Source organism: Pseudomonas sp. AC242 (genome assembly GCF_979258655.1).
On record NZ_OZ409873.1, the window covers coordinates 2015959 to 2041464 of the forward strand.

Sequence of the window (25506 nt, forward strand, 5' to 3'; positions counted from 1 at the left end):
TCCTCAATCATGAAGTTTGTGTGACATCCGTTCGGTCGCGGCCTTCGCCAACCGCCTACGTCATAACAGCAGGGTCCACCCGACCTGCGGCCTCGTGTGGCAACTCAAAAGGATCTCGTAGTGATGCTCGCTCGCCCATCCCGTCGCAGTACCCGTGTCCAGCCTCAACAGCGTCTTGTCGTCGATCCGGCGCTGTGGCTGCTCAAGCCGTTGGCGCAGGCGATTGCCTTGTGTCTGGTGGCGGGCAGCGCCGAGGCGGCCACTGCTTTCAGTTCGGGATGGTTTGCCGCCAAGGGCGCGGCGCAGCAGGCGAGCGCTGCACGGCCCGGCACCGGCGGTTTGCCGGGGATGACGCCGCCGCTGGCGCAACAGCAGAAGGCCAACCAACAGCTGCAGCGGTCGATTCAGACCTTGAACAACACCGTCGCCGCGATTGCTGCACAGCAAGCGGCGCAAGCGGCCGGACGCGCGACAGCATTGGGTTCGGTGCAGTTTGTTCCGGACGGTTTGGCCGAGGGGGGGCTGAAGGTCGACAACAGCCTTACCCAGGGCTGGCAGAACGCCAAAGGCCCGCAACAGACTCAGGCCGACGGCAAGACCACGGTGAAGATCGAGCAAACCGCCGACAAAGCCATTCTCAACTGGGAAACCTTCAACGTCGGGCGTAACACCAGCGTTGAATTTGCCCAGCAAGCGAATTGGGCGGTGCTCAACCGGGTCAACGATCCGAGTGCACGGGCCAGTCAGATTCAGGGGCAGATCAAGGGCGACGGCACGGTGATGCTGATCAACCGCAACGGCATCGTCTTCAGCGGCACCAGTCAGGTCAACGTGCGCAACCTGGTGGCAGCCGCCGCCAACATCACCGATATCCAGTTCCGTGATCGCGGCCTGTATTTCGACAGCAGCGCCAGCCAGCCGACGTTCACCGACGCGGCGGGCAAAGTGCTGGTGGAGCGCGGGGCGTCCATCGAAACCGCACGACCGGCGAAGTCCACCGACGCCGGCGGTTATGCCTTGCTGTTGGGCAGCGAAGTGCAGAACGACGGCAGCATCAACACCGCCAAGGGCCAGACCGTGCTGGGGGCGGGGGATCGCTTTTACATTCGCAAGGGTGCGGGCACCGAAGGCAACGGCTTCTCCACGACGTTCGGCAACGAAGTCACGCCGGGCTTCAAAGCCGCCAGCGTTGCCGGCAAGGTCAGCAACAACGGTCTGATTCAGGCCGCGACCGGCGACATCACCCTGACCGGCCATGAGGTCGTGCAAAACGGCGTATTACTCGCCAGCACATCGGTCGCCACGCGCGGCACGATTCATCTGCTCAACCCGGCAACGGACACCCAAGGCAGCGTGACGCTGGGGCAGGGCAGCGCCACGGCGATCATGCTCGACAGCAGTGACCTCACGGCCCTCGACAGCCAGCATCAGTCCGCATTGACCGCCGTTACCCCGACCAATTCGATTCGCAGTGATCAGTCGCGCATCGACATCCAGAGTGGTGGCAGCGTCGAGTTCCAGAACGGTTCGATTACCCTGGCCACGGGCGGACAAATCGCGGTGGCCGCGCAGCGTCGCAGCCTGGTGCGCGACGGTGCGCTGATCGACGTTTCCGGCGCCATCGGCGTGAAAGTCGCGATGGAATCCAACAGCATCAAGATCAATGTGCAGGGCAACGAACAGCGCGACGCTTCGGGCAACCGCGACAAAGGTGCGCTGAACAGCAACGACGTCTGGGTTGACGTGCGTGAGCTGGTCTACGTGCCCGCCGGCACCAACGGTTACGCCACGGATCGCTGGTACACAGCAGGTGGTCTGCTCGAAGTCGGTGGTTACCTTGGCACCCAAGGGCACAGCATCGGTGAATGGATGGCCCAGGGCGGGACGGTAAATTTCGCCGGCAATGACGTGGTGACCGAGAAGGGCTCGTTGATCAACCTGTCTGGCGGCACGCTCGATGTGCAAAGTGGCGAGATTCGCCAGAGTTGGTTGCGCGGGGCTGACGGGCATCTCTACGAATTGTCCAAGGCGCCGGGCGATCTGCTCTACAGCGGTCTATACAACGGTTATGAAGACAGCAGCGAACGCTGGGGTCAGACGAGCTATTACTACAACCCGCTGATCGCACCGACCAAGCGCCTGGAGGCCGGCTACACCGTGGGTCGCGATGCCGGGCAATTGGTGATCGGCACCCGTAACGCGCTGCTCGACGGGCAACTGCTGGGGGAGGTTTATCAGGGCGAGCGCCAGACTCAGGCGCCGCGTGCCGTGCTCGATGGCTACGCGCAGCGTCAGACCGCACTCGCGCGGCGCGGGCAGTTGATCGTCGGTGGTTACGATGCCGCCTACGTCGCGGCGGCGGGTGGCGTGCTCTATGGCCTCAATCCGTTGCTCGATCAGGTGCAGATCGGCATTGAGCGTCCGCTCGGCGACAATGACGCGGACGCGGGCCTGACCGGCGTGGTGTCCGAGGCGCGCAATGGCAAGCTGTTTCTCGATGCTGCACAACTGAGTGACTGGCAACTGGGCGCGCTGAAAGTCGCCGCCAAAGAGCGCATCGACGTGGACGGCGCCGTGACGGTCGGCAACGGTGGCGATATCACCCTCTACGCGCCGCAGGTGCAGGTCAACGCCGACCTGATTGCACGGGGCGGCAGCCTGCATGTGGGCAACGTGCTCAACCAGCTCAATACCGACCGTGTCACCGATACCCGCATCGTTGCGCCTGCGGGCACGACCACGGGTGTTCGCGTGGCGGAAAAGGTGCAACTGGACACCCGGGGGCTGTGGAGCAACTTGCGCACTGACCCGGATGACGCGAGCAGTCTTGCGTATCTGGACGGTGGCGTCATTTCGATCCGCAGCAGCGGCGACATCGAAATCGGCACCGGCAGCCTGCTCGACGTGTCCTCCGGCGGCGCGCTCTTGGCCAACGGCAAGACTCGGGGGGGCAAGGGCGGCGACATGACGCTGGAGTCCAGTGCGTTGTCAGCGCCGGGTGACAGTCATCTGCGCCTCGCTGGCCAGTTGCGTGGCTATGGTGTGACGGGCGGCGGCAGCCTGTTGATTCAGGCCGGCAACGTGCTGATCGGCCAGACCGACAAAGACCTCGCCGACAATACCTTGCAGCTGCAAGCGGATCTGTTCGACAAGGGCTTTTCAGCCTACAACCTGATCGGGCTCAACCGCCTGGACGTTGCGGACAACACGCTGATCGACGTGCTGATGCCGGTTTACCGGTTTGCTGACGCGGCAGCCAGTCAGGCCAGAGGTGTCGCCCCGCAACAGGCGTTGGAACTGTGGACGCCGACGCTCTATCAGGACAATCCGGCCAAGGCGCAACTGACGCAACGCGCGGGTGCCAGCCTGAGCTTGCAGGCCGGTTCCAGCGAGGTGGCGTTGAGCGATCCTGCGCGTAATGCGTTGACCCTTGGCCAGGGCTCGCGCATCAGTGTCGACCCGGGGCAAAGCATCAATGTGCGCGGCGCCGGACAGATTACTGTCGACGGTGAGTTGAATGCCTGGGGCGGCATCATCGACATTCGCCAGCAGCAGTTCGGCTCGATGAATGTCGCCGAGGCCTCGCAAGTCGCCGACAAAAATGCCCACAACCGCTCGATCTGGATTGGCGACCACGCCGTGCTCGATGTCGCCGGGCGCGCTGCCACGGGCGTGGATGCGCTGGGCCGGGTATATGGGCTGGTGGGCAAGGGCGGCAGCATCATCATTGGCGGTGAAACCGATGCGAAGAAGGCCACCGCCACGGCGGCCGATGCCTATGTCGTCGTGCGCAATGGCGCGCGGCTTGACGCTTCCGGTGCGCAGGCGCTGCTGGATATCGCCGGGCAGGGGCCGACGGCGGTCGCTACGGACGGCGGGCGAATTTCCCTGAGTTCCTATAACGGCCTGTTCATCGACGGCGACCTGCGCGCGGCGGCCGGTGGCGTCGGCGCGGCGGGTGGGCGCCTGGAGATCGCTCTGGAGACGCCGAGTTATCTGCGCAGTGATGCCAGCAATGAGGTGCGCGTGCCGCGCGAAATCATCATCAGCCAGCAAACCGCTGACGCCCTGTTGCCGGCCGATGTGCAACCGGGTGAAGCGGCGCCCGCGTTGCAATACGGGCGTGCCCGCCTGAGTGCCGACCAGTTGATGGCTGGCGGGTTCGATAATCTGAGTGTGCTGAGCAACGGCCTGCTGTCGTTCGACGGTGACGTCAATCTGCACATGCAGCAAAGCCTGAGCCTGTTTGCCGGCGCGATTTCGCTGACCGAAGGCGCGCAAGACAATGCGCGTATCGACCTGTCTGCGCCCTACCTGCGTCTGTCGGGGACGGGCAAGTATTTCGAGGCGCCGGGCAACCTTCGGCCACGGGTGATGAACACGCCGACAACGCGTATATCGATGGGGCAATTCAATGCCAGTGCGGATCAACTGGACCTGAGCAACAACCTGTCGTTCGGTACCGCGGGCAATATTGTCCAGCTCACGGGTGCGGATTTGCAGGTGACGCGTCGTGGCTTTGATCAGGTCTCCCTGCACAGCCGTGGTGACCTGCGCTTTCTGGCGCCGACCGGTTATGTCGAGAAAACCGAACTGTGGACACCGGGCGACCTCAACCTGCGTGCCGCGCAGATCTATCCTGCCAGCGATGTCACCGCTGAGGTGCGGGTGGGCTACCAAAGCGTGATTCCCGGTGCCGATCCGGCTCGCACCTTGCGCATCAGCAGCAGCGGGGCCGCACCGGCCGCGTTGCCGTATTCGGTGTTTGGCAACCTGACACTGGCGGCCGGGCGCATTGAACAAGGTGGGGTGATCCGCGCACCGCTGGGCATGATCAGCCTTGGCGGTGAGACGGTGGTCAATACCCGCGAGCTGCATTTGCTGCCAGGCAGCGTGACTTCGGTCAGCGCCGCGGGGTTGCTCATGCCATATGGCGGAACTACCGACGGCATCGACTATCGCTACGCTGGCAAATCCGTTCAGCTCAAGGGCATCAGTGCGGATACCGCCGGCGTGACGCTGACCTCGCGCTACGTCGATGTGCAGAGCGGCGCGCTGATCGATCTGTCCGGTGGCGGTGATCTGCGCGGCGCCGGGTTTGTCTCCGGGCGCGGCGGTTCCACCGATGCCCGCTACAACCCGCTGGTGCGCAACGCCAATGACGGCACCTTCAGCCTGCCGGGCCTTGCCAGCAATCCGGTGTACGCCATCGTGCCGGGCAATCAGAGTGCCTACGCGCCGATGCTCGCCGAGGCCGGGGCGGTCGATCCGCGCATCGGCCAGCAGATTACCCTCGGTGCCGGCGTGCCGGGTCTGGCGGCGGGCACCTACACGTTGCTGCCCTCGACCTTTGCCTTGCTGCCCGGGGCGTTCCGGGTCGAAGTCAATGGTCAGGCCACAGCAGGCGTCAGCAACGACGCGTTGCAGATGCGCAATGGTTCGTGGACCCGTTCGGGGCAGATGTCGATTGCCAACACCGGGCTGCGTAACAGCCTGCCCAGCCAGGTCATTCTGACGTCTGCGGATGTTCTGCGCCGTTATTCGCAGTACAACGAGACCGGTTTCAGCCAATTCATCCAGAGTGACGCGACACGGCGTGGCGTGCCCCGGGCCTTGGCCCCGATGGATGGCAAATCGCTGAATCTGTATTTGATGTCAGGCGCCGAGCAGGACGTTGCCCTGGATTTCAACGGCCGCGCGTTATTCGCCCCGGCCGCCGGCGGGGTGGTCGGAACGGCCACCGTACGCGGGGCAATGGACTTTGAAATTCTCGGCGCCGGGCATTCGCGCACCGACGGTTTCACTGGCGTGTCGCTGTATGCCGACAGCCTCAACGGTCTGAATGCCGGGCGCCTGACCCTCGGCGCGCAACCGCTGATCGATTACAGCGGCGCGGGCAATATCATCTCGTTCACCGGCTACACGACGTCGATCACCCTGCGCGAGGGGGCGATGTTGTCGGCGCCCGAGGTGCTGTTGCGCATCGCCCGCAGCGATGGTGGCATTACCCTCGAAGCCGGTTCGGGGATCAACACCCTGGGCCGTGGCAACGCGCCGTACGACTCCAGCAGTGGTTTCATCTACCAGCCGGGGGCGGCCGCGCTGCTGATGGTGTCGAACGGTTGGACCAACGTCCTGGCGCCAGCGGTAGCGGACGGTACTTCCGGTGCGGGCGACATTCGCATTGGCAAGTGCCCGACGACCGTCTGCACCAACCCGACGCTGCTCTATTCCAACGGCAGCATTACCGCCGCCACCGACAAGCAGTTTGAACTCGATGAGTCGGTACGCTTCGGCACCCGCCATCTGGCCCTGGCTGTCGGCGCCGTCAACGCTGGCAGCGCCGAAGCCTTGAGCGCTGCCGGCAACCGCGTGCCGACCGGTCTGACGCTGAACCAGAGTGTGCTCGATCGCCTGTTGCGCGGCGATACGCAGTTGGGTGCGCCCGCGCTGGAAACCTTGAGCCTGACCAGCCGCGATGCGTTCAACTTTTACGGCAACGTCAGCCTCGATACGCTGGACGCGCAGACGGGCGTGAGTAAATTGCAGAATCTGATATTCACCACGCCAGCCATTTACGGCTTGGGTGAAAGCGCTGACGTGGCGTCCATTCGCACCGCCAATCTGATCTGGAACGGCGCCAGCCAGGATCCCGGCGCCGTCATCACTGGCGGCGCCGGCACGGGCCGCGGCACCCTCGATATTCAGGCGCAGCGCATCGAATTCGGTTACGGCCCCAATCCGCAGGCCAGCGGTCTGGAGCAGAACAATCGGCTGGCGCTGGGTTTTGCCAACGTCAACCTCAGCGCCAGTGAGCGCATCACCGCCAATCACAAGGGCAGCCTGGCGGTGTACCAGGAACAGGGCGTTTACGATCCGGTCAAGGGCTATGTCTACAGCGGCGGCAATCTCAACCTGCGCACGCCGCTGCTGACGGGCGAGGCCGCTTCGATAAACCTGCTCAAGGCCGGCAACAACCTGACGCTCACCGGCGCCGGCACGCCAGCGGCCGCCAATGCCTTGGGCGCGGAACTGACGCTCGATGCCCGCAGCATCGCGCTGGACAGCCGCATCACCCTGGCCAGCGGCAAACTGCTGGTGAAATCCGAGGGCGATCTGACCCTCGCCGATGGCGCGTCTGTGGACATGGCCGGCCGCACCTTGCCGTTCAATGATGTCAGCAAGTACAGCTGGGGCGGCGATGTGGCGCTGTACAGCAGCCACGGCAATATTCGTCAGGCCGCCGGTTCGCGCATCGACCTCTCGGCGCAGAACAATCAGGCCGGCACCCTCAGTGCCGTCGCGCTGGCCAGCGATGCGGGCATGGTTGATCTGCAAGGCCAGATCCTCGGAACCAGCAGCGGCCATTACGATGCCGGCGGCACGTGGGTGCCGTACAAATCCGCAGGCGTGGACATCCGCGCCCAGCACCTGAACGGTGATGCCAGTCAGCAGTTTGCCGCCCTCAACCAGCGCTTGAATGCCGGTCAGGTCTTCGGCAGTCGCAGCTTGCAACTCAAGCAGGGTGATCTGCTGATTGGCGACGGACTCAAGGCTGGCGAAGTGAACGTCTCGGTGGACAACGGCAGCCTGACCGTCGCGGGTTTGATCGATGCCAGCGGCGAGCGGGTCGGCAACATTCGCCTGTCGGCGCAAAACGGCCTGACTCTGGCCGGCAACGCCGTGCTCGACGCCCATGGTCGTGTGCTGCGGGTCGATAGCTACGGCAAGATCATCGACGCGCCGAACCGGGCGACGGTTGAGCTCAATTCCGCTGCGGGTCTGTTGACCCTTGGCGCCGGTGCGCGGATCGATCTGCGTCATGGCACCGATGCCGTGCGCGGCACCTTGCCCGGGCAGTCCGACGGGCTGTTGCGCGGCACGCTGGAGTTGAACGCGCCGCGTCTTGGGGTCGATGACATCGCCATTGATGCCAGCGGGGCGCTGAGCATTCAGGGCGCACGGTCGATTGGCCTTAACGCCACGCGGCGTTATACCGATGCCACCGACGGCGTCGACCCGGCGGCCAGCGGACGGCCGTATCAGGTGATCGATCAGGCCTACTTCGACCGCATCCATGCTGACAGCAGTGCGTTCATCGACGCGGCGCTGGCCAACCGCAACCTGCTGCAGAACAAGCTGGCGGGGCTGAACAATGCCACCTACGCCGATGCGTTCCATTTACGGCCGGGCGTGGAAATCGCCAGCAAAACCGCCGACGGCGATCTGGTGGTGCAGGGCGATGTGGACTTGTCCGGCTACCGCTATGCCAGCCTCAATCCGCATACGCAGAAAACCGCTGTGTACGGTTCGGGCGAGGCGGGCAGTCTGGTGATGCGAGCCGGCGGCAACCTCGATATTCATGGCAGCCTCAACGACGGCTTCGCGCCGCCGCCGGAAACCGTCGACGATGCCGGCTGGAAACTCTTGCCGGGCATCCAGCCGTTTGGTGGTGACCTGATCGTGCCGACGGCGGGCGTGACCCTGGCCGAAGGCACGCTGTTCCCGGCCGGTGTCACGTTGAACTACGACGTGCCGCTGCAAGCCGCGACGCTGCCCGCCGGGACCCTGTTGCCCACCGAGGCGACCCTGGCCGGACCGTATACCTTGGGCGCAGGCACAGTGCTGGCCGCTGCGGTACACGATGCGACGGGCCAGTTGTTGTACGCCGCCGGTACGTTGCTTGCCGACAGCGTGACCTTGCCGGCGGGCAGTCGCCTTGGCGCGGGCATCCGCTTGAACAACGTGACGGCGATCGGCGCCGTGCGCTGGCCCAAAGGCGTGCCGTTGCCAGGCAACGTCGAGGCGGGCACCAACGCGATCAAGGGCGTGCGCCTGAGCGGTTCGCTTGCTCTGTTGCGTGGCTCGCTGATCCCGTCGATGACTGATGTCGTGTTGGCTGACGGCACCGCGTTCATTGAGTTGCGACCGTTGAGCGGCACGCAACAGGGGCGCAACTGGGCAGTCGCAAGCATGTTGCCGGCCGGCAGTGCGTCGTGGTCGATGCGCGTGGTGGCGGGTGCGGATCTGAGTGCGGCGGACAGCCGCGCGATCAAGCCGCTTTCCAGCGATGGGCACTTGCGTCTGGCCGACACCCACTACGGCTTGAAGGTGACGGAAAAACCGCCGACGCTGGTCTGGGGCGACGGCAACCTGGGTGGTTTTACTCCCGGTGAGCCAGTGCCTGACGACCTGAAAGACTGGTGTGACTGGGCGCCGAACTCTTGCGTGCCGGCGCCGCGTTGGGCGTGGGCGCCGGACAACTGGCTGGGCATGCCTGCCGGCTCCCCGATGAGCGACGATGACGTGGCGGCCTGGTGCGGTGCGTTCCCGGAACTGTGCGTGGAAAACAAACCGGGCATCACCGTCAAAACCCGCACGCAAATGTTCAGCGTGTTGCGCACCGGCACCGGCGATCTGGACGTGCTCGCCGCGGGCGATCTGAGCATGGATTCACCGTTCGGCGTGTACACCGCCGGCACGCAGTCGCAGGACGTCGATCCGCTGTACAACCAGCCGCGCGGACGCCTGTCGGATAACGGCTCGGTGCTGGGCAGTGGCGGCAGCGATTACGAAAAATGGGTCAGTGGCAACGACAGCCTGTATCAGGCCTGGTACCCGCAAATGGGTGGCAACCTGACGATCAATGCCGGCGGTTCGATTTCCGGCGATGTGCTGGGTCGCCGCGGGTACTCGCAAAACATGGATACCCCGGAACAGGTGCCGAGTGTGGCCGTGGGCAATTGGCTCTGGCGTCAGGGCACCGGCAGCAGCGATGTGCCGACGGCGTGGTGGATCAACTTCGGCAGCTACGCGACTCAGCCGTTGCCGGATCAAAGCGTCGACACTGGCCCCTTCCTGGTGGGGTTCACCGGTTTCGGGACGTTGGGTGGCGGCAACATCAGCCTGCGCGCCGGTGCTGACGCCGGCATGCTCAAGGCCATGGGCGGCAGCGGCAACAGCAACCTTTATCCTCGTGGGCAGGGCTTGATCGTGGCAGTCGGCAGCACCGGACGTGTGGGCAGCGACGGCACTCTGCAATTGACCGGCGGCGGCGACATGGACATCCGTGTCGGTGGCTCGGTCAACCCATCGCTGCAGGCCCGGGCGGGACAAAATGGCGTCGGTGTTGCGCAACATGATCTGCAAGGTGCGTTGATCAACCTGCGCGGTGCCGCACAACTGACCGGGGGTGCGCTGGGTGGTATCAATCTTCAGTATGGCGCTGCCGCTCCCGTTCAGGATGTTCGTGAAGTCCGCCCGTACGATCCGTTTACGGCCACGCTGGGCAGCGCTTCCGGCGGCCTGGTGTTGATCCCGGGCGACTCGGCCATGAGCTTGAATACCCGTGGCGATCTGGTGCTGGGTGGGGCGGCGGACCCGGGCCGGGTACGCTTGCAGAACTCTACGCCGTTTACCACCGATGACGGCGTCGTACACGACGGCGGCGGCTTGAGCGGCTTCTCGTTGTGGACCGATCACACCGCGATCGACCTGTTTTCAGCGGGCGGCAATCTGACGCCGAGCACCCAACTGGGCGAAACCACCGGGCAAGGTCCCGTGACTGCGCGTAATACCTCGCCGACCGACGGGCGCTTTGTCTATCCGTCGATCTTGCGCGCAGTGGCTGCGCAAGGCTCGATCTATGCCGGGCCGTCAGCGGTGTACAGCCAAGGCAGCGGCGTAGTGCCGGCAACGAGTTATTCATTGCTGCTGGCGCCGTCGAATGCAGGGCAACTGGAGTTGCTGGCGCAGGATTCGATCTATGCCGGCGGCTATGCGATCAACCAGTCGGGCGCCAGTCCACTGGCCATCGCCACGCCGTTCGCTCCCGCATTCAATGGCTACGGCAGCAGTACGTCGGCGACGCCAATCATGACGAATCTGAACAGTGACGGTGTTTCAGCGGACAAGAATGTGCGCTATCCGCTGTTTGCCTTTGGGCCCAACAGTTACTCGGGGTTGAGTGATGTGCAGGCACCGGCACGTTTCTATGCCCTGACCGGGGATCTGGTGGGCGTGCGCAGCGGTGAAACGCTGACGTTCAACCTGTCCAGACGCACCTGGTACGAAGCGGCGGCCCCGGTGTCGATGCTGGCCGGGCGCGACATCGTTGCGTCCGGTACATTCCTCGGCCAGCCAACGATCGTGCCCAACGCCGAAATGGGCTCGCCGAGTAGCGAAAGCATTGCGTCGACCGGCAACCTGTTCGTGCATAACGATCCGCGAGATATTTCGCGGGTATCCGCGGGCCGCGACATTCTCTACAGCAGCTTCGACATCGCCGGTCCCGGCGTTCTCGACATCAATGCCGGGCGCAATATCCTGATGGAGGACCGCGCCAGTATTACCAGCATCGGGCCGGTAGTGGCGGGTGACAACCGCCCTGGTGCCAGCGTGGTCATGCAGGCGGGTGTGGGCGCGCAAGGGCCTGATTACTCACGCTTTATCGCGCATTATCTGAATCGCCAGAACCTCGCCAACCCTGACCAGTCGTTGAGTGCGCAACCGGGCAAAGTGGTCAGGACCTACTTCGACGAACTGCAGAGCTGGCTGACCCTCGGCTATGGATTTAACGGCAGTGACGAACAGGCCCAAGCGTTCTACGCCGCGCTGCCGAGCGCCGAGCAGGCGATCTTCGCGCGGCAGGTGTACTTCGCCGAGCTGCGCGCCGGCGGCCTGGAGTACAACGATGTCGATGGCCCGCGTAAAGGCAGTTATCTACGCGGTCGCAACGCCATTGCCGCGCTGTTCCCGACCACTGATGTGGCGGGCAATCCGATCCGTTACGACGGCGACATCACGCTGTACGGCGGAGCAGGGGTCAAGACCCTGTTCGGCGGCGACATCCAGATGCTCACGCCGGGTGGCGGTCAGGTGTTCGGTATTGAAGGCGCGGCGCCACCGTCCACCGCAGGGATCATCACTCAGGGTTCGGGCAACATTCAGCTCTATTCGCAGGGCAGCATTTTGCTCGGCCAGAGCCGGATCATGACCACGTTCGGCGGCTCGATTCTCGGCTGGTCGGCCGAGGGCGACATCAACGCCGGTCGTGGCTCGAAAACCACTGTGGTCTACACCCCGCCGAAACGCGTTTACGACACTTGGGGCAACGTCACACTGTCGCCGTCGGTGCCGAGCACCGGCGCGGGTATCGCCACGCTCAACCCGATCGCCGAAGTGGCACCGGGCGACATCGACCTGATCGCGCCGCTGGGCACCATCGATGCGGGCGAGGCGGGGATTCGTGTGTCGGGCAACGTCAACATCGCCGCGCTGACGGTGGTCAACGCCGCGAACATTTCGGTGCAGGGCAAAGCGACCGGTGTGCCGGTGGTGTCGGCGGTGAATACCGGCGCGATCACGTCGGCCAGTTCGGCGGCATCGTCGGCGACGCAAGCGGCGGAGGACGTCGCTCGTCAGCAGCAAGCGGCGGCGCGACAGAATCAGGCGTCGGTGTTCACCGTGCAGGTGTTGAGCTTCGGCAACGAACAGCTTGCGCCGTCCCGCGATGGCGCTAGCCGTGCCCCGGCCCCGGGTTACAACCCGAACAGCCCGGTGCAGGTGTTGGGCGCCGGGGCGCTGGATGAACAGGCGAAACAGCAGTTGACCGAAGAGGAGCGTGGGCAACTGACGTTGTAAAGACTCTCGTGTAGTACGTTTGGGCGGCCGGTTGGTCGCCCTTTTTTATATTTATGAGGTTCGTGGGTATTGTTGTCTGGTGTGGACTAACGTCAGTATTTTGATGCGCCCGTTCACTTGATAGATCAGCAGATAGTTTGAATTGACCACCATTTCCCGAGTGCTTGGCACTCGACCGGATCTGTAACCATAAGGGATTGATGAGAGCCTTTGCGTTGCTGCACCCACCTTGTGCTGCAGAGCCGCTGCAGCGTTGGAATTGTGTTGTTCAATGTAATCGATAATGTCAGCCAGATCGTCCAGAGCCTGATCGCTCCATTCAAGCGGCAGCGCGTCGATTCTTGCGTTTCTCTTCTAATAATTGGTCGAGCCGCACCATGGCTTCCTCATGGGGAATGGCCGGGCGAGGATCGTCCAGTGCAGCCTGCACCTTGGAACGAAACCAGCGATCGTAGCTCTCGGCCTCTTCTTCGGATTCGAAGTCAGAGTAAAACGGGGAAAGTAATATGCTCATAGTGATCTCCATGATCAATCTCAGCAGTCTAAGGGGGGAATGGCCCATTGTCGTCACTGGCAGACGATGCACCCCATGAGCCCTTGAGGAACCATGGGATAACGGAGCCCAGTATCTGCAAGCGCCCCCCTTTAAATCTGCCAGACGTTTCCCCCCGTTGTCCGGTAATCTCGACCGCCGCTGTAGGCGTATTCCACCTATGCGTTTTTCGGGTTTTCAGGCTACAAATCCAGGTGCGCTTTCCTACAAATGCACTCAGAACGCATAGGGAATACTCACCTTCGCCCACAACATTTCCCCCTCCGGCCGGTTCTCCACATCAAATTCCTTGGCCCAGCGAATCTCCGCGCTGGCGTACTTGAGAAAGGTGAAGTGCAACGCCGGACCAATCGCGAAGACCTTGCCGCGCACGCCGTCATCGACGTCCTGCCCGGCAAACTGCACGGTGTGGCCGAACTGTTTGTCGTCGGTGGTCTGCTTGAGGAAGTAGCCGTTGACGCCGAGCATCAAGTCGTCGGTGATCTTGTAGCTGGCTGAATAGTCGAAGTGGAAGATTTGCCCGGACTTGTAGTCGGTATCCTTGTTTTTCTCGTTGAAGCTGTAGGTGGTCTTCATCGAGACTTCGGTCTTGTCCGTCGGTAACCAAGTGAAGGAGAACAGCGGCTTGTAGGTGTAGAAATTGTTGCTGGTGTTGGCCAGCCGATCGACGCTGTATTCACCGGTGGGCACGGTGATCTCCACGGCGGCGCCGAGGGTCAGGTTTTTGCCCATGTCCCACAGAATGATCGGCGCGATGGTGGTATCGCCCATGCCTTCGCGGGTGTCGCTCAAACCGAACACCGAGACTTCCTGCTTCAACCACGGCTGGGCGATGTAACCGGCCAGGCGCCCGCCGAATATCCGCACCGGGCTTAGATAATCGAGGCGCGGAATCACCGCGGTGGATTCGATTTCGACATTCGGCACCTTGCCGCCGAACGAGCTGATGTTGAGCTTTCGCGATTTGTAATGGTTGTAGTAGAGGTTGAACGCGACCATGTTCTCCGGAAGGCTGTCGACTTCCAGCGGCAGCATGAAAAAGCCGTCGGTGCCGGTGCCGATGTTGTCGACCCCGGTTTCGGTGGCAAGGGCGGGCAACGTCAGGGTGCAACCCGCGATGAAAAGGGCGAGCGGCAAGATGGATGTTGCACGGTTCTGGCTCATGACTGTCCTCATTATTATTGTGATTGGGACCTGGTACCGGTCGCTCGCAGCGCCGGTACGCTAGAAATAAGCGTTTGGCGTACGTTGGGGCAGGGTATTGGCGGACAATGAGGGGGGCATCTGCGGACAGTCCGTAAACCTTGTGCTAACTTCCATCGACACAACCGGTTACAAAAATAACAATCAAGCGTGATCCGGAATGTCAGCCCCCATGAACGTAAAAGTCCAAGACCCGACCTTCGAACTGGCGCTGGTCTCGCCGTTCCTCCTGCAAACCCTCGCCGAAGTCGTGCAGAGCAGGGGCATCGATTCCCAGAGCCTGTGCCGTGGGCTGGGTTTTACCCTTGAAGACCTGCAGGATCCGGCGCAGCGGATTTCCTATCGCCAAGCCGTAGCGATGATTCAGCGCGCACTTAAAGTGCTGCCTAATCAGGGCTTGGGCCTGTGGGTCGGGGCGCAGAACGTGCTCGGCACTTTGGGCCTGCTCGGGCATGTGCTGTCGCTGTGCAAGACCTTGCGTGATGCTTTTGCGTTGGGCATTCGGCATCAGCACACCTCGGGCGGCATCGTGGTGTCGAGCGTCGATGTGGTCGGTGGCCAGGTGCATCTCGATGCTGAATGCCGCTTGCCGTTCGCTGATGTGCAGGTGTTCGCAGTCGAGGAGTTTTTCGCCAGTCTGCTGGTGTACGGCCGCGCGCTGGCAGGGGCTGAGTTCAAGGCGATTGCCGTGGAGTTCGTGCACGCCGCGCCGGATTATCTGAGCGAATACCACCGCCTGCTGGGGCCGGATGTGCGCTTCGGTTGCCTGCACAATCGCATGCTGATCGATGGGCAATGGCTGGATGTGAATCTGCCCAATCATCATTCGCTGGCGTTGCGTCAGGCGGTGGCATTGCTGGAGCTGGAAGCGGCGCAGGTGCATCAGAAGCTTGATCTGATTCAGGCTGTGGAACGGGCGATTGCGCGGGATCTGAGTAGTGGCAGTCACATTGAAAAGATTGCTGGTGATTTGAATATGAGCAGCCGCACCTTGCGCCGGCGGTTGACTGAGCATGCGCTGACGTTCGAGGCGTTGCTGGAGCAGGTGCGGCAGGCGCGGACCCTGAGTTTGCTGGCCAATCCTGATATGCCGATCGAGCGGATTACCGAAGAGGTGGGCTACAGCGATGTGCGCAGTTTTCGCCGAGCGTTCAAGCGTTGGACGGGGCTGAGCCCTAGCGCCTGGCGTAATGACGCCAACCCTCACCCCAGCCCTCTCCCGGAGGGAGAGGGGGCCGACCGTAGTGTCTTGAGTCATGCATCGACCTGAAAGATCTGTGTCGATTATGGATTCACCGATGTACGTTCAAGTCGGTGTAGATCTTTAATATCCCCGAATCAGTTCCCTCTCCCTCTGGGAGAGGGCTAGGGAGAGGGGCTTTTGACTTGCGTCCAAACCCCCACAAACCTTCCGGTCACAGGTAAACTCCCGCGCACTTTCCCAAGGAGTTCACATGAGTTACTACCAGCCGGGCATTCTCGCCACCCCAGTTCCTGCGCAAGCACGTCATCTGTTTTTCGCCCTTGAATCGGTGGAAGCGCTGCCGCAGGCGATCGACAACCTGATCAATCAGGTAGACGGCCAGTCGGCGGTGGTCGGTTTCGGCGAATCCCTGGCCAAGGCCCTCAACGTGCAGATCGACGGCCTGCGCAGCTTTCCGGCCATGACTGGCGTTGGCGTCGAAAACCCGTCGACCCAGCACGCACTGTGGGTCTGGCTGCACGGCGTCGACCGTGGTGAACTGCTTAACCGTTGCAACGCTCTCGAAGCCGCACTGGCCCCGGCCCTGCGTCTGGTCGAGATGCAGGAAGCCTTCCGCCACAAGGACGGCCACGACCTCACCGGTTACGAAGACGGCACCGAAAACCCGCACGACGAAGCGGCCATCGCCGCCGCCCTGCAAAGCGCAGGCGCTGACGGTATGGTCGGTGGCAGCTTCGCCGCGATCCAGCAGTGGCAGCACGACCTCAAGGGTTTCCACAAGCTGTCCGCCGACGACAAAGACAACATCATGGGCCGTCGCCTCAGCGACAACGAAGAGATCGACGACGCCCCGGTCTCCGCCCACGTCAAACGCACCGCGCAGGAAAGCTTCGCCCCGGAAGCGTTCGTCGTGCGTCGTTCGATGCCGTGGATCGAAGGTGATCGCGCCGGGCTGATGTTCCTTGCTTTTGGCTTTTCGCTGGATGCCTTCGAAGCGCAACTGCGCCGTATGAGTGGTCTGGAAGACGGCATCACCGATGGTCTGTATCGCATCAGCCGCCCGATCACTGGCGGCTACTACTGGTGCCCGCCGCTGAAGGACGGTCACCTCGATCTGCGCGCCTTGCGCATCGGCTAAAAGGAATGAACATGGACGTGGTGCGCTGGGGCATGATCGGTTGTGGCAGCGTCGCTGAACGCAAGAGCGGGCCGGCCTTCTACAAAGCGCCCGGTTCGGCGCTGGTGGCGGTGATGGGCCGACGCCTCGAAGCGGTGACCGATTACGCCGCGCGCCACGGCATCGCGCGGGTCTACACCGATGTCGATGCGCTGATCAACGATCCCGAGGTGGACGCGGTGTACATCGCCACGCCACCCGACAGCCACCACGCCTACAGCCTGAAAGTCGCCGCCGCCGGCAAACATTGCTGCGTGGAAAAACCGATGGCGCTGAATGCCGGACAAAGTCGCGAGATGCAGCAGGTGTTTGCCGAGGCCGGATTGCACTTGTTTGTGTCCTACTATCGCCGTTCGTTGCCGCGTTTTGCGCAGGTGCGGCAATGGTTGGCGGAGGGGCGCATCGGTGAGGTTCGGCACTTGAGCTGGACGCTGACCAAGGCACCTTCGCCGGTGGATCTGGACGGTCGCGACAATTGGCGCACGGATCCGGCGGTGGCCGGTGGCGGTTACTTTGCCGATCTGGCCAGTCATGGCTTTGACCTGTTCCAGTATCTGCTTGGCGACATCGTCGAGGTCGCCGGATTCACCGCGCGTCAGGCCGGGTTGTACGCGGCAGAGGATGCGGTCAGCGCCAGTTGGCGGTTCGCCTCCGGGGCGCTGGGCATGGGTTGCTGGAGCTTTGTTGCGGATCGGCGTGAGGATCGGGTCGAGATCATCGGCAGCCTCGGGCGGATCGGTTTTTCGGTGTTTGATGAGCATTCTGTGCAGCTGAATGCGGATGAAGTCGTCAGCCTGGACATCCCTCATCACGAAAACATCCAGTGGCATCACGTATTGGGCATGAATGCGCATATTCGTGGTGATTCACAACACCCTGCAGTCGCCGAACAAGCGCTCAAGACCGACTGGGTCATGGACCAGATCCTCAAACGTTAAGATCAATAGATCGCAGCTTTCGGCAGCTCCTACATGAGACCGCGATCCCCTGTAGGAGCTGCCGAAAGCTGCGATCTTTTGATTTTCAACACCGAATCTAAGGTTATGCCCAAACAATATTTCTAACCTTGTCATAACAACTCTAAGATCACGTCATAACTCGTTATGACAAGTGATCCCGCGATGACCGATAACGTTCTCTCTCTTAGCCCGCTCTCCTTATCAAGTGTCCCGCTGCACACCCAACTGCGCGACGTTCTCCGTGCGCGCATTCTCGACGGCGAATACCCGCAAGACAGCCAGATGCCCTCCGAAAGCGAACTCGGCGTGCTGTTCAAAGTCAGCCGCATCACCGTGCGCCAGGCGCTCGGCGATCTGCAAAAGGAAGGGCTGATCTTCAAGATCCACGGCAAAGGCACCTTCGTCGCCAAGCCGAAAACCTTTCAGAACGTCAGCAGCCTGCAAGGCCTTGCCGAGTCGATGACCGGGCGTGGCTACGAGGTGATCAACCGCCTGCGCAGCTTCAAATTCATCCCGGCTGACAAGCGCGTCGCCGAACGTTTACAAGTTGCCGAAGGCGAGACCGTCGCGCAGATCAAACGTGTGCGCCTGATCAACCGTGAGCCGATCTCGCTGGAAATCACCTACCTGCCGAAAGTCGTCGGCGAGCGCCTGGAGAAGGCCGATCTGGTCACCCGCGACATCTTCCTGATTCTCGAAAACGACTGCGGCATTGCCCTCGGCCACGCCGATCTGGCCATCGACGCGGTGCTGGCCGACAGCGACCTGACCCAGGCGCTGAACGTCGAGGCCGGCTCGCCGATCATGCGCATCGAGCGTCTGACCCACGACGCGCAAGGCCAGCCGCTGGACTTCGAACACCTTTACTACCGTGGCGATGCGTTTCAGTACCGCCTGCGGATCGACCGGCAAAAAGGGGAGCAGGCATGACCCGCAACGTGCTCGAACAGGAATACGACATCGTCGTCATCGGCGGCGGCACCGCAGGGCCGATGGCCGCGATCAAAGCCAAAGAAAAGAACCGCGACCTGCGCGTGTTGCTGGTCGACAAGGCCAACGTCAAACGCAGCGGCGCGATCAGCATGGGCATGGACGGCCTGAACAACGCGATCATTCCCGGCCACTCGACACCGGAGCAGTACACCAAGGAAATCACCATCGCCAACGACGGCATCGTCAATCAGGCCGCCGTTTACGCCTACGCGACCCACAGCTTCGAAACCATCGAACAACTCGACCGCTGGGGCGTGAAGTTCGAGAAGGACGAAACCGGCGATTACGCGGTGAAAAAAGTCCACCACATGGGCGCCTACGTGCTGCCGATGCCGGAAGGACACGACATCAAAAAAGTCCTCTATCGCCAATTGAAACGTGCGCGGGTGAGCATCACCAATCGTCTCGTTTGCACGCGGTTGCTGACCGACGCGGAGGGCACCGTCAATGGTGTGATGGGCTTCGACTGCCGCACTGCCGATTTCCACGTAATCAAGGCCAAAGCGGTGATTCTTGCCTGCGGTGCTGCCGGACGCCTCGGCTTGCCGTCGTCGGGCTACTTGATGGGCACCTACGAAAACCCGACCAACGCTGGCGACGGCTACGCAATGGCCTATCACGCGGGTGCCGAACTGGCCAACCTCGAATGCTTCCAGATCAACCCGTTGATCAAGGATTACAACGGCCCGGCCTGCGCCTACGTCACCGGTCCGCTGGGTGGCTACACCGCCAACAACAAGGGCGAACGCTTCATCGAGTGCGACTACTGGAGCGGGCAGATGATGTGGGAGTTCCACCAGGAACTGGAGAGCGGCAACGGTCCGGTGTTTCTCAAACTCGATCACCTGGCGGAAGAAACCATCCAGAACATCGAGGAAATCCTGCACAGCAACGAGCGCCCGAGCCGTGGCCAGTTCCACGCCAATCGCGGCACCGATTACCGCACGCAAATGGTTGAAATGCACATCTCCGAAATCGGCTTTTGCAGCGGCCACTCGGCGTCTGGGGTGTGGGTCAACGAGCGTGCCGAGACCTCGGTGAAAGGGTTGTACTCGGCGGGTGACATGGCCGCTGTGCCGCACAACTATATGCTCGGCGCGTTCACGTATGGCTGGTTCGCTGGGCACAACGCCGCCGACTTTGTCGCCGGGCGCGAGTTTTCCGCGCTGGATGCCGCGCAAATCGAAAAGGAAAAGGCTCGGGTCTACGCACCGCTGGATCGTGAAAACGGTCTGCCGCCAGCGCAGGTCGAGTACAAGCTGCGGCGCTTCGTCAACGACTACCTGCAACCGCCGAAAGTGACCAAAAAGATGCAGATCGGCCTGCAGCGCTTCAGCGACATCGAACGCGATCTCGAGCAGATGAAGGCCAGCAACGCCCACGAACTGATGCGCGCGATGGAAACCAGCGTGATCCGCGACTGCGCCGAAATGGCCGCGCGCGCCTCGTTGTTCCGCGCCGAAAGCCGCTGGGGCCTGTACCACTATCGCGTCGATCACCCGCAACGCAACGACAGCGAATGGTTCTGTCATTGCCACCTGAAGAAGGGCGAGGACGGCCAGATGACCAGTTTCAAGAAAGCCGTCGAGCCTTACATCATCCCGCTCGATGCCGAGGAAATGCAGGCTTACGACCGTTTGCGGGTCGGCGCTTTCGCCGCTTGATACATCAATAACCAGAGAGCCCGAACCATGGCCTATCAAGCTCAGGAAATCTTCTTCCGCTCCAACGCCCCCGTCACCGTGGACGAGGACAAATGCATCGCCGAAAAGGGCTGCACCGTGTGCGTGGATGTCTGCCCGATGGACTTGCTGGCGATCAATCCGGCGACGCAAAAGGCCTACATGGCGTTCGATGAATGCTGGTACTGCATGCCGTGCGAGAAGGATTGCCCGACGGGTGCCGTCAAAGTCGACATCCCCTATTTATTGCGTTGATTGAAAGGGCCTCATCGCTGGCAAGCCAGCTCCCACAGGTTCCTCTGTTGTTAGCGACATCTGTGTCCCACTGAAAATCCCTGTGGGAGCTGGCTTGCCAGCGATGAGGCCCGCCTGGACAACATAAGAGCTACCCGGAAACACCCGGACGCTGGATTCACCGAAAACCCCTCGTTTCCCACCGCGCCCTGATCGCGGCGGAGACGAACTCAAATAAATGATTCGAGGGGAAACACTCATGTTGCGTGCAGCAATCGCCGGTCTGGTACTGGCTTCGTTCACCGTGTCGGCCTCGGCCGAAACCATCCGCATCGCCATCGGCACCCAGGACACCACCATCAACTGCGCCGCTGGCGGTCTGTTGATTCGTGAACTTGGCCTGCTCGACAAATACCTGCCCCACGACGGCGTCTACAAAGACGCGAAGTACGATGTTCAGTGGAAAAACTTCACCAGCGGCGCACCGCTGACCAACGAAATGGTTGCCGGCAAACTCGACTTCGGCGCCATGGCCGATTTCCCCGGTGCGTTCAACGGTGTTGCGTTCGAAACCGCCGGCAAACACAGCCTGTTCATCAGCGTGCTCTCGGGCAGTATCAAGGGCAGCGGCAACGGCATCGTCGTGCCGAGCGCGTCGGGCGTGCAGGCGCTGAGCGAACTCAAGGGCAAGACGATTTCCGTGCCGTTCGCCTCCACCGCCCACGGCATGCTGCTGCGTGCCGTGGCGGCGCAGGGCTGGGATCCGCTCAAGGACGTGAACATCATCGCCCAGCCGCCGGAAGTCGCCGGCTCGGCGTTGCAGGCCGGCAAGATCGACGCTCACGCCGATTTCGTGCCGTTCGCCGAGCTGTTCCCGAGCCGTGGATTCGCCCGCAAGATCTACGACGGCGCACAGGCCAATGCGCCGACATTCCATGGCGCGCTGGTGGATCAGGCTTTCGCCAAAAAGTATCCGGAAGTTGTCGTCGCGTACCTGCGTGCGAGCATCGAGGCCAATCAATTGCTCGCCGCCGAGCCTGAGAAGTACAGCGAGTTGATCGCCAAAGTCACCGGGGTCGATGCCGAAGTGAATTACCTGTTCCACGGTCCGCTCGGCGTGCAGACCCGCGACCTGAGCTGGAAGCCTGAATATCGCCAGGCAGTCGGCACGGCTATCGATACGTTGAAGCTGCTGAAGAAGGCTGATCGCGGGCTCGATCTGAATACCTTCATCGACGATCAGTTCATCCGGGCGGCGTTCAAGGCGTCGGGTCTGGATTACACGGCGCAGTTGGCCAACTACGCGCAGACGCCGCTGAAGGCTACGGATGCCGCAACCGGTAACGCAATCACCGACTTCAGCCATGTTGCGGAAATCTGGGTGCGCGGTGAGGACAAAGTCCGCCGCTATGCCTCGGCCGAGTCTGCCTTCACTGCACTGGCGGCTTTGAAGCAGGAAGGCAAAAACATTCGGGCGGTGTATGCGCAGGCCAGTGACAGCGGGATCAAGCTGCTCGCGGACCAGGCCTGGTTTGCCAGTGATTCGAAAGGGCGCCTGAGCGCGTTTTTGCTCAAGGGTCAGGCCCAGCAATATGCCTCGGCGCAGGGTGGCAAGGTCCTCGATTTCAGCGATGCCACTGCCCAGGCGGTTGCTGCCCGCTGACTCAAGATCAAGAGCCCCTCACCCTAGCCCTCTCCCGGAGGGAGAGGGGACTGACCGAGGTGTTTGGGCAAGGTACACCGACCGGAAATACCGAGCCGAACTCAGGCTTGAAAGGCATGAAGATCGGCTCCCTTTCCCCCTCGCCCCCCTTGGGGGGAGAGGGCTGGGGTGAGGGGGGTAAATCTCAGCCACAACACAGCTCCAGAACTGGAAACCCGCTCCATGAAAACACCCATCCGCTGGACATCAAGAGCCGCATCCTTGCTGCTCTGTCTGCTGTTCTGGCAACTCGCCGCCAGCCACCACTGGAACCTTGGCCTCGTCACCTTCGCCAACGTGCCAACACCCTTGGCCGTCATCGAAGCTGCACTGGGTCTCGGCGACTCCGGCAAGCTCCTGCAACACCTGATCGCCAGCCTCAGCCGCGTGTTCGCCGGTTACCTCGCCGCACTGCTGATCGGCATCGCCCTCGGTCTGGCCATCGGCCGCTCGAAATGGGCCGAAGACCTGCTGCTGCCACCACTGGAAGTCCTGCGCCCAATCCCTGCAGTCGCATGGATTCCATTGGCGATCCTGATGTTTCCATCCTCTGAACTGTCGATGGTCTTCATCACCTTCACCGGCGCACTGTTCCCGATCCTGCTCAACACCGTGCACGGCGTCGAGGGCGTCGACCCACGACTGATCGCCTCGGCGAAAAGCCTCGGGGCAGGGCGCCGGGCGATCCTGCTGGAGGTGATTCTCCCAGGCGCGGCACCCAGCATCATCACGGGGCTGGCGATCGGCATGGGCACTTCGTGGTTCTGTCTGGTGACGGCGGAAATGATCTCCGGCCAGTTCGGCATCGGTTACTACACCTGGGAGTCCTACACCATTCAGAACTACGCCGACATCGTCGTCGGCATGTTGCTGATCGGCGTATTGGGCATGGGCAGCAGTCTGCTGATCAAACGCTTGGGCGGGCTGTTCACGCCTTGGCATCGACCGCGAGGAAAAGCCTGATGAGCGTGATGCAAACCCCGGAAGGGCGGATCGACATCCGCCAGTTGTCCATCGTTCTCGGCGCAGGGCGTGAGGCGTTCGAAGCGGTGCGCGAACTCGATTGCCAGATCGAACCCGGCCAGTTCGTCTGTATTCTCGGCCCGTCCGGTTGCGGCAAATCGACCTTGCTCGGCGCTCTGGCCGGGCATTTGAGCGCTCACGCCGGGAGCCTGAAAGTCGATGGCGCGGCGGTGTCCGGCCCGTCACCGCAGCGCGGCATGGTGTTCCAGCATCACACGCTGTTTCCGTGGCGCACTGTGCGCGACAACGTGGCTTTCGGCCTGAAAATGCGTGGCATCGGCAAGGCTGAGCGCCATCGCGCCGCTGACGAAATCCTCAAACTGGTCGGCCTCGAAGGTTTCGCCGAACGCTGGCCCGATCAGCTCTCCGGTGGCATGCAGCAACGCGTCGAGATCGCCCGGGTGCTGGTCAATCGCCCGCGTCTGTTGCTGATGGATGAGCCGTTCGGCGCTCTGGATGCCTTGACCCGCCTGAACATGCAGGAACTGCTGCTCGACATCTGGACGCGGATCCGCACCACCGTGGTCTTCGTTACCCACGATATCGACGAGGCGCTGTTCCTCGCCGACCGCTTGCTGGTGATGAGTGCGCGGCCGGGGCGAATCATTGAAGACTTGCGTCTGGACTTCGCCCGACCACGCACCAGCGAACTGGTCACCAGCCCCGAGTTCTCCCGGCTCAAACGCCACTGCCTCGACCTGCTGCGCCACGACAACGACCGACCGCTGCCGCGCCTCAATCCGCTCGGCCTGCCTCCTGAAAACCATTTGCCGCGATTTGCCCTATGACCTCTATTTTTGCTGTGACCGATAACCAAGACATTCTCGATCTGCAACCGCGCCTGACTGCTGAAGATGCTGGTGTGCGGCGTATTGCGCTGATTGATCTGGCGGATCTGGAAGAGCCGGATGGCTTGCTTTGGCTGGTTGATCGCCTGAGGCAAGATCCCGCTGAAGAAGTCCGCGCCGAAGCCGCACGTTTGCTGGAAGCCTGGGAAGATGAGGCCGTCGTGCAAGCCTTGTGTGAAGCCTTGACCGACCCGTCGCCCGCCGTGCAATCGGCCGCCGCGCAGAGCCTGAGCTTGCTCAAAACGGAAGCGGCGGGGCAGGTGCTTTTGCCGTGGACTGATCATGCCGACGTCAGTGTGCGTATCGCTGCGTTCCGTGCCTTGCGTGAGTTGCGTTTCGCCGACGCCGCGCCGGCTGCGGTTTCGGCGCTGAACGATGCCGACGCCAGCGTTCGTCGTGAAGCCGTGGGCGTGCTCGGCTGGCTCAAGCAACTCGACGCTTTGCCCGCCCTGGCACGATTGGCCAGCGCTGACCCGGACACCGAAGTGCGCCGTGCTGCGACTGGCGCTTTGGGACTGGCCTCCAGCGCCGAAGTGTTGCCAGCCCTGTGCCAGGCTTTGCAGGACGACGCCTGGCAAGTGCGCGAAGAAGCCGCGACGACCTTGGGCAAGGTCGGCCACATTGACGCTGGCTCTGCACTGGTCGAAGCCTTGAGCGATGACTACTGGCAAGTGCGCCTGCGCGCTACTCGCAGCCTCGGTCGTCTGCGTTTCGCACCGGCGCTGGATGCGCTGATCGACACCCTTGCTCATCGCATCAGCAACCTGCGCAAAGAGGCCGCGCTGGCCTTGGGCGAACTCAATGATCGCAGCGCCGTGGCCGCCTTGCAGGCCGCGCAGGACGACGGTGACCCGGAAGTGCGCAAAGCCGTGCGCATTGCCTTGAGTCAGTTGCAATGAACCCGCTGTCAGTCGGTAATTCGCAAAGCGAAGGCACCTTGCGCTTGAGCTGGCCGGACGGCCGCGAACAACAGCTCAACCACGCCGAACTGCGCCGCCAGTGCCCATGCTCGCAATGCCGCGCGTTTCGCCTGAAAGGCCTGACGCCCATGGTCGATGATCGCGTGCGCCTGATCGAACTCAACCCCCAGGGCTACGGCGTGCAACTGGTGTTTAGCGACGGCCACCAGCGCGGCATCTACCCGTGGGCCTATCTGGCAAACCTCACCTCCTGAGAGCACCATTTACCCTGTGGGAGCTGGCTTGCCAGCGATGGCGGCTTGTCAGTCAACACAGATGCCGGATGTGCCGGCCTTATCGCTGGCAAGCCAGCTCCCACAGGGATCT

15 protein-coding genes are annotated in these 25506 nt (G+C 62.4%); 12 read left to right on the forward strand and 3 right to left on the reverse strand.

Annotated elements, in window-relative coordinates:
- Window positions 1-123 precede the first annotated feature (123 nt).
- Window positions 124-12642: a filamentous haemagglutinin family protein gene (locus ACZZ0A_RS09305; protein ID WP_463542923.1), complete on the forward strand. Its 12519-nt coding sequence runs from the start codon at window positions 124-126 to the stop codon at window positions 12640-12642.
- A gap of 51 nt (window positions 12643-12693) precedes the next feature.
- On the opposite strand, the gene ACZZ0A_RS09310 is transcribed toward ACZZ0A_RS09305, so the two are convergent.
- The 3 genes from ACZZ0A_RS09310 to ACZZ0A_RS09320 all read right to left on the reverse strand — a co-directional run bounded on the left by ACZZ0A_RS09310 (window position 12694) and on the right by ACZZ0A_RS09320 (window position 14359).
- Window positions 12694-12981 carry a type II toxin-antitoxin system RelE/ParE family toxin gene (locus tag ACZZ0A_RS09310; RefSeq protein WP_311196930.1) on the reverse strand — a complete coding sequence of 96 codons (288 nt, stop codon included), beginning with the start codon at window positions 12979-12981 and terminating at the stop codon, window positions 12694-12696.
- Window positions 12962-13156 (reverse strand): type II toxin-antitoxin system RelB family antitoxin, encoded by a 195-nt coding sequence (relB, locus tag ACZZ0A_RS09315; RefSeq protein WP_123375043.1) that lies wholly within the window; start codon window positions 13154-13156, stop codon window positions 12962-12964. The genes ACZZ0A_RS09310 and relB overlap by 20 nt, the downstream gene beginning before the upstream one ends.
- Before the next feature lie 255 nt (window positions 13157-13411).
- Window positions 13412-14359 carry a SphA family protein gene (locus ACZZ0A_RS09320; protein ID WP_463542924.1) on the reverse strand — a complete coding sequence of 316 codons (948 nt, stop codon included), beginning with the start codon at window positions 14357-14359 and terminating at the stop codon, window positions 13412-13414.
- Window positions 14360-14570: 211 nt separating this feature from the next.
- Between ACZZ0A_RS09320 and ACZZ0A_RS09325 the strand changes: the two genes are divergently transcribed.
- The 11 genes from ACZZ0A_RS09325 (at window position 14571) to ACZZ0A_RS09375 (ending at window position 25394) form a co-directional block, all read left to right on the forward strand.
- Window positions 14571-15668 carry an AraC family transcriptional regulator gene (locus tag ACZZ0A_RS09325; RefSeq protein WP_463542925.1) on the forward strand — a complete coding sequence of 366 codons (1098 nt, stop codon included), beginning with the start codon at window positions 14571-14573 and terminating at the stop codon, window positions 15666-15668.
- Between the two features lie 184 nt (window positions 15669-15852).
- Complete coding sequence (locus ACZZ0A_RS09330; RefSeq protein WP_095113410.1) at window positions 15853-16740, forward strand: Dyp-type peroxidase; 888 nt, start codon at window positions 15853-15855, stop codon at window positions 16738-16740.
- Window positions 16741-16751: 11 nt separating this feature from the next.
- Window positions 16752-17717, forward strand: a complete 966-nt coding sequence (locus ACZZ0A_RS09335) for a Gfo/Idh/MocA family protein (RefSeq protein WP_463542926.1) — start codon at window positions 16752-16754, stop codon at window positions 17715-17717.
- Between the two features lie 183 nt (window positions 17718-17900).
- Window positions 17901-18668 (forward strand): GntR family transcriptional regulator, encoded by a 768-nt coding sequence (locus ACZZ0A_RS09340; protein WP_463542927.1) that lies wholly within the window; start codon window positions 17901-17903, stop codon window positions 18666-18668.
- Entirely contained in the window at window positions 18665-20395 is a 1731-nt protein-coding gene (locus ACZZ0A_RS09345; RefSeq protein ID WP_414915782.1) for a fumarate reductase/succinate dehydrogenase flavoprotein subunit, read from the forward strand. The genes ACZZ0A_RS09340 and ACZZ0A_RS09345 overlap by 4 nt, the downstream gene beginning before the upstream one ends.
- Before the next feature lie 27 nt (window positions 20396-20422).
- Window positions 20423-20668, forward strand: a complete 246-nt coding sequence (locus ACZZ0A_RS09350) for a 4Fe-4S dicluster domain-containing protein (RefSeq protein ID WP_003225615.1) — start codon at window positions 20423-20425, stop codon at window positions 20666-20668.
- 217 nt (window positions 20669-20885) lie between these two features.
- Window positions 20886-22310: an ABC transporter substrate-binding protein gene (locus ACZZ0A_RS09355; RefSeq protein ID WP_463542928.1), complete on the forward strand. Its 1425-nt coding sequence runs from the start codon at window positions 20886-20888 to the stop codon at window positions 22308-22310.
- A 222-nt stretch (window positions 22311-22532) separates the two neighbouring features.
- Window positions 22533-23312, forward strand: coding sequence for an ABC transporter permease (locus ACZZ0A_RS09360; RefSeq protein ID WP_095113405.1), 780 nt, complete (start codon window positions 22533-22535; stop codon window positions 23310-23312).
- The gene (locus tag ACZZ0A_RS09365; RefSeq protein WP_463542929.1) at window positions 23312-24160 is read left to right on the forward strand and encodes an ABC transporter ATP-binding protein; all 849 of its coding nucleotides are present in this window, start codon (window positions 23312-23314) and stop codon (window positions 24158-24160) included. Before ACZZ0A_RS09360 ends, ACZZ0A_RS09365 begins: the two co-directional genes overlap by 1 nt.
- Complete coding sequence (locus ACZZ0A_RS09370; RefSeq protein WP_463542930.1) at window positions 24157-25119, forward strand: HEAT repeat domain-containing protein; 963 nt, start codon at window positions 24157-24159, stop codon at window positions 25117-25119. The genes ACZZ0A_RS09365 and ACZZ0A_RS09370 overlap by 4 nt, the downstream gene beginning before the upstream one ends.
- On the forward strand, window positions 25116-25394 hold the full coding sequence (locus tag ACZZ0A_RS09375; protein WP_123375052.1) for a DUF971 domain-containing protein: 279 nt from the start codon (window positions 25116-25118) through the stop codon (window positions 25392-25394). The genes ACZZ0A_RS09370 and ACZZ0A_RS09375 overlap by 4 nt, the downstream gene beginning before the upstream one ends.
- Window positions 25395-25506: the final 112 nt, after the last annotated feature.